Genomic DNA, 15,726 nt, shown 5'->3' with positions numbered 1-15,726 from the left:
GGTGACGTGCATGGTATGGCAAGCCTCGGGAAGCTGACGTTGCCTGAGCATCTCGATGTGCTAATGGCGATTGGCCGTGTCAGCAAGCCAGTCTGTTGATGCGGCATCCGTTACGCGATGTGCTGCCGATGCGGTGAGTGCCCCGCATTGTTCGATCGTGCTTCCATTTGAACCGAGAGCGGAACCGCCTCGGATAAGACCCCGGGGATGCGGGCAAGGATGTCCGGATATTGCGTGAAGGGACGTCCCCCATTTTGCCGAACTTCGCTGCGATTCACTCTGCCTTTCCGGTGTCATGTGTCGTGAGGAGTCCGACACGTCATGACGCGTACGGGATGAGTTGAGAGTTCAGCTCGATAAGGCGGCACTATCCATTCAGGTTTCAAATCCTATGAGAAGCGTGTCATGAGCAACCCGATCAAGAATATCGTCATCGTGGGCGGCGGCACCGCGGGCTGGATGGCCGCCTCGTACCTCGTCCGGGCACTCCAGCAGCACACGAACATCACGCTCATCGAGTCCGAGGCGATCCCCCGGATCGGCGTGGGCGAGGCGACCATCCCGAGTTTGCAGAAGGTGTTCTTCGACTTCCTCGGGATACCGGAGCGGGAGTGGATGCCCCAGGTGAACGGCGCGTTCAAGGCCGCCATCAAGTTCGTGAACTGGAGGAAGTCGCCCGACCGCGCGGGCGACGATCACTTCTACCATTTGTTCGGCAGCGTGCCGAACTGCGACGGCGTGCCGCTTACCCACTACTGGCTGCGCAAGCGCGAACAGGGCTTCCAGCAGCCGATGGAGTACGCCTGCTACCCGCAGCCCGGGGCGCTCGACGGCAAGCTGGCACCGTGCCTGCCCGACGGCACCCGCCAGATGTCCCACGCGTGGCACTTCGACGCGCACCTGGTGGCCGACTTCCTTAAGCGCTGGGCCGTCGAACGCGGGGTGAACCGTGTGGTCGACGAGGTCGTGGAGGTTCGCCTGAACGATCGCGGCTACATCTCCAGCCTGTCCACCAAGGAAGGGCGGACGCTGGAGGCGGACCTGTTCATCGATTGCTCCGGCATGCGGGGGCTCCTGATCAACCAGGCCCTGAAGGAACCCTTCATCGACATGTCCGACTACCTGCTGTGCGACAGCGCGGTCGCCAGCGCCGTGCCCAACGCCGACGCGCGCGTGGGGGTCGAGCCGTACACCTCCGCGATCGCCATGAACTCGGGGTGGACCTGGAAGATTCCGATGCTGGGCCGGTTCGGCAGCGGCTACGTCTTCTCGAGCAAGTTCACGTCGCGCGACCAGGCCACCGCCGACTTCCTCAACCTCTGGGGCCTCCCGGACAACCAGCCGCTCAACCAGATCAAGTTCCGGGTCGGGCGCAACGGGCGGGCGTGGGTCAACAACTGCGTCGCGATCGGGCTGTCGTCGTGCTTTCTGGAGCCGCTGGAATCGACGGGAATCTACTTCATCTATGCGGCGCTGTACCAGCTCGTGAAGCACTTCCCCGATACCTCGTTCGATCCGCGCTTGACCGACGCGTTCAACGCCGAGATCGTCTACATGTTCGACGACTGCCGGGATTTCGTCCAGGCGCACTATTTCGCGACGTCGCGCGAAGACACGCCGTTCTGGCTCGCGAACCGGCACGACCTGCGGCTCTCGGATGCCATCAAGGAGAAGGTTCAGCGCTACAAGGCGGGGCTGCCGCTGACCACCACGTCGTTCGACGATTCCACGTACTACGAAACGTTCGACTACGAATTCAAGAACTTCTGGTTGAACGGAAACTACTACTGCATCCTTGCCGGCTTGGGCATGCTGCCCGACCGGTCGCTGCCGCTCCTGCGGCACCGACCGGAGTCGATCGACAAGGCCGAGGCGATGTTCGCCCGCATCCGGCGCGAGGCCGAGCGTCTGCGGACGAGCCTGCCGACGAACTACGACTACCTGCGGTCGCTGCGCGACGGCGACGCGGGGCGGTCTCGCAGCCAGCCCGGGCCGACGCTCGCGACGCCGGAAATCCTGTAGTGGAGCGCGCCCTGGGCCGAGAATGCGCATTCGCGGCCACGCACGCCGCGGTGGCGGCCTGCGATCCGCTGCGGGCGCGTGCGCTCGTTCTGCAGCTGCCGGGCCTGAACCGTAACAAGGACGTGCCCGGCATCGTCGGCCTGTTGCGCGAGTTCCTCCCGGCGCGCGGCGTGCCCTCCGGCTGGGGCTTCGTCGAAGCCGCCGCCGCGATGCGGGACATCGGGTTCTTCCTCGGGTCGCTCAAGCGGCACGGACACGAGCCCGTGGACGTGGTGCCCGGGCTCGAGCCGGTGCTGCTCGACCTGGCGCGCGCGACCGACCTGCCGCCGCGCGAGACGCTCCTGCATGTGACGGTCTGGAACCCCGCGGCGGCCGACGCGCAGCGGAGCTACTCCGGGCTCCGCGACGAAGTGCACCTGCTCGAGAGCGTGCGCATCTCGATGGCGGCCCTCGAGGCGGCCATCGCGGTGACCGTCGAGCTGTACGACGTGCCCCTGCGATCGCCCGCGTTCGCGCAAGGGTGCGACGAGCTGGCGGCCTATCTGCAGAAAATGGTCGAATCGGTCGTTTACGCTTACCGCTTCATCTCGCTGCAGGTCTTCTACCACGAGCTCCGCCCCTTCTACGAACCGATTCGAGTCGGGGGCCAGAGCTACCTCGGCCCCGGTGCCGTGGAAATGCCCCTCTTCGTGCTGGAGCACGTGCTGTGGGGCTCGCAATCGGACCACCCGGCTTATCGAGAATTCAAGGAGACGTACCTGCCCTACGTGCTTCCCGCGTACCGGGCCGTCTACGCTCGGTTCGCCGGGGAGCCGGCGCTCGTCGACCGCGTGCTCGGCGAGGCGCAAGCGGTCGGCGCGCGGGGCGAGCCCGTCGGGGCCGGGCTGGCGGCCCTCGATCGGGTCTTCGAGGTCCTGCTGCGCTTCCGGGCGCCTCACCTCAAATTGGCGGAGCGGGCGTACGAAGCCGGGCAAAGCGGCCCCGCCATCGGCAGCGGCGGGTACGCACCCAGCGCGCTCGTCGATCTGCTCACGCTCACGCGTGCCGCGCGGTCCCGCGTCCACGCCGCGCTCGACGCGCGCTGACGCCTGAAGCGTGCGGCCCTGTGTTCCATCTCACCAGGAGAACTTGCCCCCATGACTCAGAACAGCCCCGCGAACGGGCGCGACAGCAATCACTTCGACGTGATCATCCTCGGCTCGGGCATGTCCGGCACCCAGATGGGAGCCATCCTGGCCAGACAACGGTTTCGCGTGCTGATCGTCGAGGAGTCGTCGCACCCGCGGTTCACGATCGGCGAATCGTCGATCCCCGAGACGTCGCTGATGAACCGCATCATCGCCGATCGCTACGGCATTCCGGAGCTCGACCACATCACGTCGTTCTACGCGACGCAGCGTTACGTCGCGTCGAGCACGGGCATCAAGCGCAACTTCGGCTTCGTGTTCCACAAGCCCGGCCAGGAGCACGACCCGAAGGAGTTCACGCAGTGCGTGATTCCCGAGCTGCCGTGGGGTCCGGAGAGTCATTATTACCGGCAAGACGTCGACGCCTACCTGTTGCAGGCCGCCATCAAATACGGCTGCACGGTCCGCCAGAAGACGAACGTGACCGAATACCACGCCGACAAGGACGGCGTCGCGGTGACCACAGCCCAGGGCGAGCGGTTCACCGGCCGGTACATGATCGACTGCGGAGGCCCGCGCGCACCGCTCGCGACCCAGTTCAAGCTCCGCGAAGAGCCGTGTCGCTTCAAGACGCACTCGCGCAGCCTCTACACGCACATGCTCGGGGTCAAGCCGTTCGACGACATCTTCAAGGTCAAGGGGCAGCGCTGGCGCTGGCACGAGGGGACCTTGCACCACATGTTCGCGGGCGGCTGGCTCTGGGTGATTCCGTTCAACAACCACCCGCGGTCGACCAACAACCTGGTGAGCGTCGGCCTGCAGCTCGACCCGCGTGTCTACCCGAAAACGGACATCTCCGCGCAGCAGGAATTCGACGAATTCCTCGCGCGGTTCCCGAGCATCGCGGCGCAGTTCCGGGACGCCGTGCCGGTGCGCGACTGGGTCAAGACCGACCGCCTGCAATTCTCGTCGCACGCCTGCGTCGGCGACCGCTACTGCCTGATGCTGCACGCGAACGGCTTCATCGACCCGCTTTTCTCCCGGGGGCTCGAGAACACCGCGGTGACCATCCACGCGCTCGCGGCACGCCTCATCAAGGCGTTGCGCGACGACGACTTCTCGCCCGAGCGCTTCGAGTACATCGAGCGCCTGCAGCAGAAGCTGCTGGACCACAACGACGACTTCGTCAGCTGCTGCTACACGGCGTTCTCGGATTTCCGCCTGTGGGACGCGTTCCACCGGCTGTGGGCGGTCGGCACGATCCTCGGGCAGTTCCGGCTCGTGCAAGCCCACGCGCGGTTCCGCGCGTCGCGTAACGAGGGCGACCTCGATCACCTCGACGACAACCCGCCGTACCTCGGGTACCTGTGCGCGGACATGGAGGGGTACTACCAGTTGTTCAACGACGCCAAGGCCGAGGTCGAGGCCGTGAGCGCCGGGCGCAAGCCGGCCGACGAGGCCGCGGCGCGGATTCACGCCCTCATCGACGAACGAGACTTCGCCAGGCCGATGTTCGGCTTCGGGTATTGCATCACCGGGGCCAGGCCGCAGCTCAACAACTCGAAGTACAGCCTGCTGCCGGCGATGAAGCTGTTGCACTGGACGCAAACCAGCGCGCCGGCAGAGGTGAAAAGGTACTTCGACTACAACCCGATGTTCGCGCTGCTCAGGGCGTACGTCACGACCCGCATCGGCCTGGCGCTGAAGTAGTCGGCCGGCTCCGGAACGAAAACGATGAACGACGTTCAATTGGATCAAGCGCGCACCGACGAGCATCCCTCGGGGGCGTACGACGCGACCACGCGCGTGGCCGCGAGCTGGTACGTCGCGATGCGCTCGGACGACCTCGAGGACAAGCCGACGGCGTTGACGCTCTTCGGCCGTCCGTGCGTGGCGTGGCGCGGCGCGACGGGGCGGGCCGTGGTGATGGACCGCCACTGCTCGCACCTCGGCGCGAACCTGGCCGACGGGCGGGTCGAGGACGGGTGCATCCAGTGCCCGTTCCACCACTGGCGGTACGACGAGCAGGGCCAGTGCGTTCACATCCCCGGCCACTGCTCGGCGGTGAGCCGGCTGGAGCCCGTCCCGCGCGGGGCGCGCCAGCCGACCTGGGTCACCGCCGAGCGATACGGCTACGTGTGGGTCTGGTACGGCTCCCCGCTGCCGCTGCACCCACTGCCCGAAATCGCCGCGGCCGACGTCGACAACGGCGACTTCATGCACCTGCACATCGCGTTCGAGACGACGACGGCGGTCTTGCGGATCGTCGAGAACTTCTACGACGCGCAGCACGCGAACCCCGTGCACGCGCTCCCGATCTCGGCCTTCGAGCTCAAGCTCTTCGACGATTGGCGCCCGTGGCCGGAGGTCGAGCCGCTGGCCCGGGCGGGCGCGTGGTTCGGTGCCGGGATCGACTTCACCGTGGACCGGTATTTCGGGCCCCTCGGCATGTTGTCGCGCGCGCTCGGCCTGAGCATGTCGCAGATGAACCTGCACTTCGATGGCTACCCCGGCGGGTGCGTCATGACCGTCGCGCTGGACGGAGACTTCAAATACAAACTGCTCCAGTGCGTGACGCCGGTGAGCGACGGCAAGAACGTCATGCACATGCTCATCTCGATCAAGAAGGTGGGCGGCCCCCTGCGCCGCGCGACCGACTTCGTACTGTTCGGGTTGCAGACCCGACAGGCCGCGGGGTACGACGTCAAGATCTGGAACGGGATGAAGCCGGACGGCGGCGGCGCGTACAGCAAGTACGACAAGCTCGTGCTCAAGTACCGCGCGTTCTACCGGGGCTGGGTCGACCGCGTCACCGACGCGACCGCTCGACCGCGCCGCCGCGAGTGAGCGGCGATGCGTGAGTCGGCGGCCGAGACGGCGTGATGAACGTTGCCGCCGACGTCATTACACCGCCCGATCCCCGGCGCCCTTACGCGGCCCGTCGACACGCCGAGTCGGCAAGACAGCGAGCCCGCGCACCGCCGCCACGCTCTCGCCCCCCTCCCCGCCGCCGCCCGTGATCTCGTCCAGCGCCCGGTTGTTGGTATACGGCCCGAACACACCGATCGACACCATCACGATCACCATGCTGCCGCCGATCAGCACGAACACCGCCGACACGCCGGCGCGTTCGAGCAGCAGCGCGATGATGAAACTGCTCGCGATTCCCGTCAGGCGGCCGATCGAATGCACGAAGCCGAGCGCGCGCCCGCGGATCTCGGTCGGAAACACTTCCGACTGGTACGCGGTGCCGTTGCTCGCGAGCACCGTATTGGACAGCGTGACGAGCAGGCCGAACGCGATCACGAACGGCGCCTGCGCCGACATCGCGAACGCGGTGCCGAACAGCGCGACGCCGAACGCCGACGCGACGATCAGCCATTTGCGCTCGATCCGGTCGGCGAGCAGACCCGCGACGAACGGCGACACCGGATACGCGAACGCGATCACGAACGCATACCAGAGGCTCTTCGTGACGCTCGCGCCCTGCGCGGCCAGCAGCGTCGGCAGCCACTGGCTGAAGCCGAAGAAGCCGATGCTCAGGAATGCATTGAACGCGATCAGCATCGCCGTGCGGCCGCGATGTTGCGCATCCCACATCGACGGCGCGCGCCGCGGGGCCGGCGCAGTTGCAGCCGGCGCCGGGACCGCGGGCAACGGCCGGCCGGATTCCCGCTCGACCGCCTGCTCGAGACGCTGCAGCACGGCTTCGGCCTCGGCCTCGCGGCCGTTGCGGGCGAGCCAGCGCGGCGACTCCGGCAACCGCGACTGCAGCCACCAGACGACGACCGCGCCGCTGCCGCCGAGCAGCACGACCCAGCGCCACCCGGAGATCCCGAGCGGATCGTGCGGCACCCATAACCACGACACCAGCGCGAGCACCGGCATCGCGAGATAACCGACCGCGAAGCACAGCGCGAACGCGCGGCCGCGCACCGCCTTCGGCACCAGCTCGGTCAGGAACGCGCCGATCGTGATCAGCTCCGCGCCGATGCCGCAGCCCGCGATGAAGCGGCACACGAGGATGCCGAGCGCATGCGTCTGCACGCACATCGCCAGGCTCGCCGCCGTGTAGAGCAGCAGCGCGCCGGTGAACAGCGCGCGCCGCCCGAAGCGGTCCGCGAGGCGCGACACGAACATCTCGCCGACGAACAGCCCCGCGAACGTCGCCGCGCCGAGCGCGCCCTGATCCGACATGCCGAGCACGCCGTGCGAGCCCGCGTGAAAGATGCCGTCGCGGATCAGCCCCGGCGGCAGGTAGGTCATCTGGAACAGGTCGTAGACCTCGAAAAACCCGCCGACGCTCAGGAACAGCACGAGCGTCCAGATGCTGGCCGTCGCGGGCAGGCGATCGATGCGCGCGGCGATCGACGCCGCATGGGAATGGGACATGGCGACTCCTCGATGATCCGCCCGCGCGGCCGGCGCGAAGCGGCGGACAAGGCGCCGGCGCGGCATGCGCGCGGCGCCGGCGTTCAGACGGTGGCGACCGGATTGACCGGCGACCCGACGAGCCCGCGCAGGTGCAGCGGCGGCGCGGTCAGCAGGAAGCGGCTGCGCCGGTGCGCGCGCAACCATTCGGCAAGCGGCGTCAGGTGCCACAGCTCGCCGAGATGAATGCCGAGCTTGAACAGGCACAGCTCGTGCAGCGGCATCAGCGCACCGGGCCGCTCGCGCGCCGACGCATTGCGCGGGCGCTCCTCGACCGCGTGGTTGTCCGCCGCGAGTGCCGCGAGCCCCGATTCGGCGATCCATTCGAGCAGGCGCGGGTCGTTGCCGTCGAGCACGCAGCACAGGTCCGGCGCGCCGGGCTCGCCACGTGCGTCGGCGTCGAGCAGACGATCGGCGAAACCCGTGTGCACGCACACGATGTCGCCGCGCTCGACGACCACGTCGTCCGCGCGCAACACCGCCATCCATTCCGCGTAGCCGATCTTGCGCCGCTCGTCGCCGAAGTGGCGGCGCAGGTCGACCAGCACGCCGCGCCCCTGCACGCCGGTTTGCGCCATCACCTCGATGCCGAGCGCACCCGCACCGCCGCGCGGCGCACCCGCTTCGGGCACGTGGATGTGCTCGTCCATCCGGTAGCCGTTGTAGAACACGCGGGCTGGCTCGCCGTCACCCGCCGGATCGAACAGCGAGCCGACGTGCGACAGCGCATCCCATTGCGTCGAGAACTGCGAGTGCATGCAGAACGAGTCGTCGCAGACCACGTCGGTTGCATTCGCAACCTGTTCGTCGGCCCGATAGCCGAAGTACGGTTTGTCGCCGAGCAGCGCCGGCATGATCGCCGGCGGCCGGCGCCGCGCGTTCAGCCCGCCGCCGCGCGGCACGTCGAGCGGCAGACTCAGCGAAAACACGCGGCCTTCGCGCACCTCCGCGACGCCGCGCAGCACCGCGTCGGCCGTCAGCCAGTTCAAGCGCCCTTTCTGATCGTCCGGGCCGAAATCGCCCCAGTTCGAGCCGGGCGGCCGATGGGTCCAGCGTGGTTTCATGGTGTCTCCTCCATGCCATATCCAGGGTGTGGCGGCAGGCGCGCACGGCCGTCCTTCGCGGCCGTGTCGCGCCCGAGGTTTCGCGGCTAGCGCGTGCGGATCACGCCCAGCCCGGCGAGCCGCTCGTATTCGTGTTCGCCGAGCAGCGGCAGCAGGATCTCGCGATTGTTCTCGCCGAGCGCGGGCGCCGGCCGGCGGAACGTGCCGGGCGTGGCCGACAGGCGCGGTGTGATGTTGTGCATCGGCAGGCTGCCGACGTCGTCGTCCGGCAGCTCGACGAGCGCCTCGCGTTCGATCACGTAGTGGTCCTCAACGATCTGCGCGATGTCCTGGATTGGCCCGACCGTCACGCCCGCTTCTTCGAAGAACGCGAGATTGGCGTCGAGATCGCGCGCGGCGATGAATTCGCCGACGATCGCATCGAGCGCCTCCGCATGCTGCACGCGCTGCACGTTGGTCGCGTAGCGTGGATCGTCGATCAGCTCCGCGCGGCCGATCGCGCGGAACAGCCGCTCGGCCATCGCCTGCGTCGAGCTCGACAGGCACAGCCACTTGCCGTCGCGGGTGCGATACGCGTTGCGTGGCGCGGTGTTCGACGAGCGGCTGCCGGTGCGCGCCTTGATCTCGCCCGTCATCACGTAGTTCGCGGCGGCCGGCCCGAGGATCGACAGCAGCGGCTCGAACAGCGACACATCGATCACCTGCCCCGCCGCGCCGTGTGCGTCGCGCGCATGCAGCGCGACCAGCACGGCGAGCGCGCCGGACAGCCCGGCCGTCATGTCGCCGAGGAACATCGGCGGCAGCACCGGCTCGCGATCGGCGAAGCCGTTGATCGCCGCGAACCCCGCATACCCTTCCGCGAGCGTGCCGAAGCCCGGCTTGTGGCGGTACGGCCCCGTCTGCCCCCAGCCGGAGATCCGCGCGATCACCAGTTCCGGCCGGATCGCGAGCAGGTCGTCCGGGCCGAGCCCCATCTTCTCGGCGACGCCGGGCTTGAAGCTCTCGACGAACACGTCCGCGTCACGCACCAGCCGGCGGACGATGTCGATCCCCTCGGGCGTGCGCAGGTCGACGCACACGCTGCGCTTGTTGCGCCCGTACACCTTCCAGTTCGTGCTGATCCCGCCCGCGCCGACCGCGCGCAGCGTATCGCCGCGCTCGCTCTCGACCTTCACGACGTCCGCGCCGAAATCGGCGAGCTGCACGCTCAGCATGTTGCCCGCCATCAGGCGCGACAGGTCGACGACGCGCACGCCCGCAAGCGGCCCCTGCGCGCCGGCGTCGAACGGTTTCGGATGGATCGGGCCGGTGGACGCGCGACGGCGCGCGCCGGCCGCGTGCGCGGCCTGCGGGTCGGGAACGAACATGCTTGTCTCCTGGTTGGTTTGTGCGTCGTTCGATGCTGAATGCCGGTCAGGCGCGCGCTCAACCGCGCACGGCGCTACTCGAGCAGCGCGCCGAGCTGGTCGGCCGCGCGGAACGCCGCGCCCGCGGCGGGCAGATCGCCGCCCAGCGCATGCGTCAGCTCGGCGGCGGCCGCCTGCACGCGCGGCAGGTAGTCGGCCAGCACCTTCTTGTTGAAGCGATAGCGCGGCACGCCGAGCGAGATCGCACCGCTCAGCACCCGGCCGACACCGAACGCCGGGCACGCGATCGCCGCGCTTTCCGGGTCTCGTTCGGCGATCGATACCGCATAGCCCTGCTCGGCCGTCTTCTCGTAGTCGCCGCCGCGCGTACCGCTGAATGCGAGCAGCACGCGCCCGGCCGCGCCGACGTCGAGCGGGAAGCGGTCGCCCTCGCGCAGATGCGTGCGCACCGAGCGCTGCGCCTGGATGCGAAACAGGCACACGCGCTGGTCGCCGTCGCGCACATAGAACGCGGCCGTCTCACCGGTTTCCGCCGACAGCGTCGACAGGATCGGCATCACGTACTCGCGCAGCTGGAACGACTCGCGATACATCATCCCCAGCTGGAACACGGCGGGCCCCAGCACGTAGCGCCCGTCCGGCAGGCGCTTGATGAAGCGGAACTGTTCGAGCGACTCGAACATCCGCAACAGCGTGCTCATGTTGAGCCCCGTCTCCTCACTGACCTGCGCGAGCATCAGCCCGCCGGGCGCGTTGCCGAACGCCAGCAGCGCGGTCAGCGCGCGGTTGACCGCGGCCACGCCGCCTTCTGCCGGATTGCTTGTCTCCACCTTGCTCATGTCCACCTCTTGCGATGCCGGGCATCGGTGCCAGCGCCGTGTTGGCCGGCACTCGAAAAATGAAAGTCACTTTCATTATACGCAGATCATCGATGACATCAACATGAATCCGCACGGCTTCGTTCGCTCATCGTCGCTCAATCTCCTTTGAAACTAGGCGTTAACGATAATCTTGACGAATGCCATCATCCATCACAAAAATGAAAGTGACTTTCATTTTTAGAGATCAACGATGGATTCTTCGCATCAACCTGTCTGGCGCTCGCTGCTGTACGTCCCCGCCCACGTCCCCCGTTTCGTCGCATCGGCCGCCGCGAGCGACGCCGACGCGCTGATCCTCGATCTCGAGGACAGCGTCCCGGCCGCGTGCAAGGCGGCCGCCCGCGACGGGCTGGCCGACGCCGTGCCGGCGTTGCGCACGCCCGGCCGCGACGTGCTGGTGCGCGCCAACGGCCCGCTCGACCTGCTGGTGCCCGACCTGCGCGCGGCCGTCCGGGCCGGCGTGGACGGCGTCGTGCTGCCGAAGGTGCGCGGCAGCTCGCACGTCGAGGCGATCGACGAGCTGCTGGCCGCGCTCGAAGAGGAAACCGGCGTACCGCCCGGCGGCACGCGGATCGTCGCGATCGTCGAAACGCCGCGCGCGTTCCAGGCCATGGACCGGATCGCGCGGGCGTCGCCGCGCGTCGTCGCGATGATGCTGGGCGGCGGCGACTTCGCGCTGAACTGCGAAAGCGGCGCGAGCGCCGACGTGCTGCGCGTGCCGAAGCAGTTGCTGATCATCGCCGCGCGCGCGGCCGGCATCCTGCCGCTCGGCCTCGTCGGCGGCCTCGACGAGCTGCGCGATCTCGACGCGTTCGAGCGCATCGCGCGCATGTCCGCGGAACTCGGTTATGCGGGCGCGACCTGCATCCATCCGCTGCAGGTCGGCGCGCTCAACCGCGCGTTCCGGCCCGACGACGCCGCGGTGCGCGACGCGAACGCGGTGCTGGCCGCCTACGACGACGCACGCGCGAACGGACGCGGCGCGCTGCGCGTCGACGGCAGGATGGTCGACGCACCCGGCGTCGCCCGCGCGAAGCGCGTGCTCGCGCGTCACGCGGCCGTCGAAGTGCGTACCGGCGGCACGCCCCGGTGATGCGCGCTCAGCCCTTCATGGCCGCGCTTCGTCCCTGCGCATGCGCAGGTCGCGCGATGCGCGCGTGCGTCCCGCCGCGACGCCACCCGTTCGCCGCCCGGCCCGGATAGCGTCGCCCCGCAGCACCGTCGCGCCGCTCGACCGGCGCGGCGCCGCAATCCAATAAATAAACCCACGAAGGAGACAAGCCATGGGCAAGCGGATGTCCGCACTGTGCGGACTGGGCCTCGTATCGGCCAGCGCCTGCGCGCAGAACACGATCACGCTGTACGGCGTGGCCGACGTCTATACGGAATTCCTCACCCACCAGGCCGCGCCCGGCAACAACGCGTCGGCATCGCTCGTGCGGATGGCGTCGGGCGGCAAGAGCGGCTCGCGCTGGGGCCTGAAGGGCGTCGAGGAACTCGGCGGCGGCTGGCAGGCCGCGTTCCGGCTCGAAAGCGGCATCAACCTGAACAACGGCACCGGCACCGGCGCGGGCGGCTTCGACCGCTCCGCGTGGGTCGGGCTGCAGCACGAGCGCTGGGGCGCGCTGCGGCTCGGCCACCAGTACACGACGCTGTTCGACGTCATGGAGCACTATTCGCCGACGGGCGCGTACTCGACGCTGTACGAGCCGGCCGGTGCGATCGTCGGCGTCAACTTCCGCGAGAACAACGTCGCCAAGTACCTGGCGAAGATCGGCGCGCTGACGCTCGAAACGCACTATTCGTTCGGCGGCACACCCGGCGCGTTCCAGTCGAACGCCGCCTACGGCGCCGGCTTCGACTATGCCGGCGGCGCATTCTCGGTCGCCGCCGCGTTCGACAACGTCAACACGCCGCAGCCGGGCGGCTTCGCGCATTTCCGCCGCTACGCCGCCGCCGCGATCGCGTCGATCGACCGCGTGCAACTGCTGGCCGGCGTCACGCACGGACAGAGCGGCGTCGCCGCGCCATCGGTCGTGACGCGCTACACGTTCTGGTGGGCCGGCGTGCGCTACGCGATCACCCCTTTCCTGCAGGCGATCGGCGCGTTCTATTACGAGGACATCCGCGCGCAGAATCCGCCGAACGCGCAGACGCCCGCACCGCACCCGGCGAACCCGCAGCAGGTCACGCTGCAGTTGAACTACTTCCTGTCGAAAGCCGTCACGGTGTACCTGGCGGGTGGCTACGCGCGCCGCGCCGCGCTCGATTTCGACAACTACAACTACAACTTCCTCCACTACACGCTGGCCGGCGACCGCGCCAGCAGCGCGGGCGCGGCACTCGGCCTGCGCAAGCTGTTCTGAGCCCGCCTCTCCCCCCGTTTCAGGAACCTCCGGAGCCACGCACCATGAACCGCCGCCACTTCCTTTCCACGCTGACCGGCACGGCGCTCGCGCTGCCGTTCGCCCACGCCCGCGCCGGCGTGCTGCCGGCCGCCGGCGTCACCACCGGCCGCCCCGATCTCGCGCAGCAGCTCGCCGACTACGCGGCCGGGCTGCAGTATCGCGACCTCGACGACACGACGGTCGAGACGATCAAGGCGCACCTGATCGACGCACTCGGCTGCGCAATCGCCGCACACGACGAACGCCCGGTGCGGATCGCGCGCGATGTGGCGCTTGCTTCGCCGGGCGGCGTGTCGACGATCGTCGGCACCCGCGAGCGCACGAGCCCCGATCTCGCCGCGTTCGCGACCGGCACCGCGCTGCGCTACTACGATTTCAACGACGCCTACGCCGGCAAGGAGACCGGCCATCCGAGCGACAACATGTCCGCGTGCCTCGCCGTCGCCGAAGCGCAGCATGCGAACGGCCGCGACCTGATCCTGTCGATCGCGATCGCGTACGAGATCGCGTGCCGGCTGATGGACGCCGCCGCGATCAGCCCGCGCGGCTGGGACCACACGTGCTACAGCCTGCCCGCCGTCGCGCTCGCCTCGGGCAAGCTGATGCGCATGCCCGCGCCGCAACTGGTGCAGGCGGTGAACCTGTCGATCAACAGCCATCTCGCGCTGAACCAGACGCGCGTGCAGCAGTTGTCGAACTGGAAGGCGCTCGCCGATGCGGACGCGGCACGCAACGCGGTGTTCTCGACGCAGCTCGCGCGCGCCGGGCTGACCGGCCCCGCGCCGATCTTCGAAGGCATGGCGGGGTTCTTTCCGCAGGTGTCCGGGCCGTTCGCGGTCGACACGCGCGAATTCGGCGGGCGCGGCGGCGCGTTCCGGATCGGCAAATGCTTCGTGAAGTTCTATCCCGCCCAGGGGCTCACGCAAACCGCGATTCCGGCCGCGATCGACGTCGCCGCGCAGGTCGGCGACCTGCGCCGCATCCGGCGCATCGAGATCGACACGACCGAGGTCGGCTACGTGACGGCCGGCCGCGACCGCGAAAAATGGGCGCCATCGACCCACGAGACCGCCGATCACAGCCTGCCGTACATCGTCGCGCGCGCGATGCTCGACGGCGACATCACGACCGAAAGCTACCGGCACGACGCGCTGCAGGATCCGGCGCTGCGCGCGCTGATCGAGCGGATCACGGTGCGCGAGGACCCGGCGCTGACCGCGCGTTATCCGGCGCAGGCACCGAATCGCGTGACGGCCGTGTGCGACGACGGCACGACCTGCACGAAGCAGGTGGACGACCTGCCCGGCTCGCCGACGCGGCCGATGCGGCGCGACGACTACGTCGCGAAGTTCACGAAGAACTGCCGGCGGCACTGGAACCCGGCACAGATCCACGCGGCGCTCGATTACCTGTGGCGGCTCGACGAGCAGCCCGACGTCGCGTCGCTGCCGCCGCTGCTCGTCGTCGGCTGACTGGCGTGCTCAACCTACGCCTAAGCCACCGCCGCGACGACGTGCCGTTCGAGCGCTTCCGCGACCTCGACGATGCGGCCGCGCAGCCACGCGTGCGCGTTGCTGCCGTCGTAGCGGCGGTGCCAGTACAGCGACCACGCGACCGGCTCCATCGCGAGCGGCAGTTCGCGGATCACGAGCCGCGCATCGTCGAGGCTCAGCGCATGCCGCTCCGACATGATCACCGCGTACGGCAGCGCATCCAGCATGTTCGGCACGACGAGCCAGTGCGGCACGTTGAGCGCGATGCGCCGCGTGCAGTTCATGGTCGCGAGCAGGTTGTCGATCAGGCTGTGGTCGACCGGATTGATCGTCACGTTGAGGAAGTCGAGCGCGAGGAATCGTTCGAGCGTCAGCGGCGCGGCCGCGTCCGGATGGCTGCAGCTCATCACGCAGACCATCCGGTCATGAAACACGATGCGCGACGACAGCGTGCCCGAATGTTCGAGGCCGGCGCTGATCGCCAGGTCGAGCAGTCCCGATTCGAGCGCGTCGGCGGTCCTGGTGGCGCTCATGTGCACGACGTCCATGCCGATATTCGGGCTGGTCAATCGCATGCAGCGCAGCAGGGCCGGCAGCAAAAGCAATTCGGTGAGATCCGACATGCGCACCGTAAAATGGCGCTCGGACGTAAAAGGATTGAATTGATAATCCGATTCAAATAATTCCTCGATTTGTTGCATGATTTGTCGAATCGGCATGGCCAGCGCCTGCGCGCGCGGCGTCAATTCCATGCCGACCGCCGTGCGCGCGAGGATCTCGTCCTTGAACAGGAATCGCAGCCGCGCCAGCGCGTTGCTGACGGCCGGCTGCGTAAGGCCGACCTTCTGGCCGGCCCGTGTGACCTGCTTCTCCGTCAATAGCGCATCGAGTATGACCAGCAGGTTCAGATCGATCGAACGTAGATTCATGTTT

Annotated in this window: 12 protein-coding genes; 7 read left to right on the top strand and 5 right to left on the bottom strand. The window is 68.3% G+C overall.

Annotated features, from left to right (window positions below):
- Positions 1 to 405: 405 nt before the first annotated feature.
- From ACN22W_RS33020 to ACN22W_RS33005, 4 genes are read left to right on the top strand one after another with little or no spacing between them, the layout of a single operon-like run.
- Positions 406 to 2,022: a tryptophan halogenase family protein gene (locus tag ACN22W_RS33020; protein ID WP_419690317.1), complete on the top strand. Its 1,617-nt coding sequence runs from the start codon at positions 406 to 408 to the stop codon at positions 2,020 to 2,022.
- Positions 2,022 to 3,107, top strand: a complete 1,086-nt coding sequence (locus ACN22W_RS33015) for a monodechloroaminopyrrolnitrin synthase PrnB family protein (RefSeq protein ID WP_419690316.1) — start codon at positions 2,022 to 2,024, stop codon at positions 3,105 to 3,107. Before ACN22W_RS33020 ends, ACN22W_RS33015 begins: the two co-directional genes overlap by 1 nt.
- A 51-nt stretch (positions 3,108 to 3,158) precedes the next feature.
- Entirely contained in the window at positions 3,159 to 4,859 is a 1,701-nt protein-coding gene (locus ACN22W_RS33010; RefSeq protein WP_419690315.1) for an NAD(P)/FAD-dependent oxidoreductase, read from the top strand.
- Positions 4,860 to 4,883: 24 nt separating this feature from the next.
- Positions 4,884 to 5,996 carry a Rieske 2Fe-2S domain-containing protein gene (locus ACN22W_RS33005; RefSeq protein ID WP_419690314.1) on the top strand — a complete coding sequence of 371 codons (1,113 nt, stop codon included), beginning with the start codon at positions 4,884 to 4,886 and terminating at the stop codon, positions 5,994 to 5,996.
- Positions 5,997 to 6,053: 57 nt separating this feature from the next.
- Here ACN22W_RS33005 and ACN22W_RS33000 read toward each other — a convergent pair whose 3' ends face one another.
- From ACN22W_RS33000 to ACN22W_RS32985, 4 genes are all read right to left on the bottom strand, one after another.
- Positions 6,054 to 7,541 (bottom strand): MFS transporter, encoded by a 1,488-nt coding sequence (locus tag ACN22W_RS33000; protein WP_419690313.1) that lies wholly within the window; start codon positions 7,539 to 7,541, stop codon positions 6,054 to 6,056.
- 83 nt (positions 7,542 to 7,624) lie between these two features.
- Positions 7,625 to 8,644 (bottom strand): cyclase family protein, encoded by a 1,020-nt coding sequence (locus ACN22W_RS32995; RefSeq protein WP_419690312.1) that lies wholly within the window; start codon positions 8,642 to 8,644, stop codon positions 7,625 to 7,627.
- Positions 8,645 to 8,730: 86 nt separating this feature from the next.
- Positions 8,731 to 10,011, bottom strand: a complete 1,281-nt coding sequence (locus ACN22W_RS32990) for a CaiB/BaiF CoA transferase family protein (RefSeq protein WP_419690311.1) — start codon at positions 10,009 to 10,011, stop codon at positions 8,731 to 8,733.
- Positions 10,012 to 10,085: 74 nt separating this feature from the next.
- Complete coding sequence (locus ACN22W_RS32985; RefSeq protein WP_419690310.1) at positions 10,086 to 10,850, bottom strand: IclR family transcriptional regulator; 765 nt, start codon at positions 10,848 to 10,850, stop codon at positions 10,086 to 10,088.
- A gap of 232 nt (positions 10,851 to 11,082) precedes the next feature.
- Here ACN22W_RS32985 and ACN22W_RS32980 point away from each other — a divergent pair, with 232 nt between their 5' ends.
- The 3 genes from ACN22W_RS32980 to ACN22W_RS32970 all read left to right on the top strand — a co-directional run bounded on the left by ACN22W_RS32980 (position 11,083) and on the right by ACN22W_RS32970 (position 14,772).
- A complete protein-coding gene (locus ACN22W_RS32980) occupies positions 11,083 to 11,985 on the top strand; it encodes an HpcH/HpaI aldolase/citrate lyase family protein (protein ID WP_419690309.1) in 903 nt (300 codons plus the stop codon).
- A 190-nt stretch (positions 11,986 to 12,175) separates the two neighbouring features.
- Positions 12,176 to 13,258 carry a porin gene (locus ACN22W_RS32975; RefSeq protein ID WP_419690308.1) on the top strand — a complete coding sequence of 361 codons (1,083 nt, stop codon included), beginning with the start codon at positions 12,176 to 12,178 and terminating at the stop codon, positions 13,256 to 13,258.
- A 44-nt stretch (positions 13,259 to 13,302) separates the two neighbouring features.
- Positions 13,303 to 14,772 carry an MmgE/PrpD family protein gene (locus ACN22W_RS32970; protein WP_419690307.1) on the top strand — a complete coding sequence of 490 codons (1,470 nt, stop codon included), beginning with the start codon at positions 13,303 to 13,305 and terminating at the stop codon, positions 14,770 to 14,772.
- Between the two features lie 20 nt (positions 14,773 to 14,792).
- Here the strand turns inward: ACN22W_RS32970 and ACN22W_RS32965 are convergent, their stop codons facing one another.
- Positions 14,793 to 15,722: a LysR family transcriptional regulator gene (locus ACN22W_RS32965; RefSeq protein ID WP_419690306.1), complete on the bottom strand. Its 930-nt coding sequence runs from the start codon at positions 15,720 to 15,722 to the stop codon at positions 14,793 to 14,795.
- Positions 15,723 to 15,726 lie beyond the last annotated feature (4 nt).

Source organism: Burkholderia theae (assembly GCF_048565265.1).
In the GTDB taxonomy this organism is placed as follows: Bacteria; Pseudomonadota; Gammaproteobacteria; order Burkholderiales; family Burkholderiaceae; genus Burkholderia; species Burkholderia theae.
The sequence above is the reverse complement of the archived record's forward strand: the minus strand, read 5'-3'. Positions and strand labels throughout refer to the sequence as shown.

Coding starts and splice junctions, on each gene's coding strand:
- ACN22W_RS33020 (WP_419690317.1), top strand. CDS start 406: ATGAGCAACCCGATCAAGAATATCGTCATCGTGGGCGGCGGCACCGCG.
- ACN22W_RS33010 (WP_419690315.1), top strand. CDS start 3,159: ATGACTCAGAACAGCCCCGCGAACGGGCGCGACAGCAATCACTTCGAC.
- ACN22W_RS33005 (WP_419690314.1), top strand. CDS start 4,884: ATGAACGACGTTCAATTGGATCAAGCGCGCACCGACGAGCATCCCTCG.
- ACN22W_RS33000 (WP_419690313.1), bottom strand. CDS start 7,541: ATGTCCCATTCCCATGCGGCGTCGATCGCCGCGCGCATCGATCGCCTG.
- ACN22W_RS32995 (WP_419690312.1), bottom strand. CDS start 8,644: ATGAAACCACGCTGGACCCATCGGCCGCCCGGCTCGAACTGGGGCGAT.
- ACN22W_RS32990 (WP_419690311.1), bottom strand. CDS start 10,011: ATGTTCGTTCCCGACCCGCAGGCCGCGCACGCGGCCGGCGCGCGCCGT.
- ACN22W_RS32985 (WP_419690310.1), bottom strand. CDS start 10,850: ATGAGCAAGGTGGAGACAAGCAATCCGGCAGAAGGCGGCGTGGCCGCG.
- ACN22W_RS32980 (WP_419690309.1), top strand. CDS start 11,083: ATGGATTCTTCGCATCAACCTGTCTGGCGCTCGCTGCTGTACGTCCCC.
- ACN22W_RS32975 (WP_419690308.1), top strand. CDS start 12,176: ATGGGCAAGCGGATGTCCGCACTGTGCGGACTGGGCCTCGTATCGGCC.
- ACN22W_RS32970 (WP_419690307.1), top strand. CDS start 13,303: ATGAACCGCCGCCACTTCCTTTCCACGCTGACCGGCACGGCGCTCGCG.
- ACN22W_RS32965 (WP_419690306.1), bottom strand. CDS start 15,722: ATGAATCTACGTTCGATCGATCTGAACCTGCTGGTCATACTCGATGCG.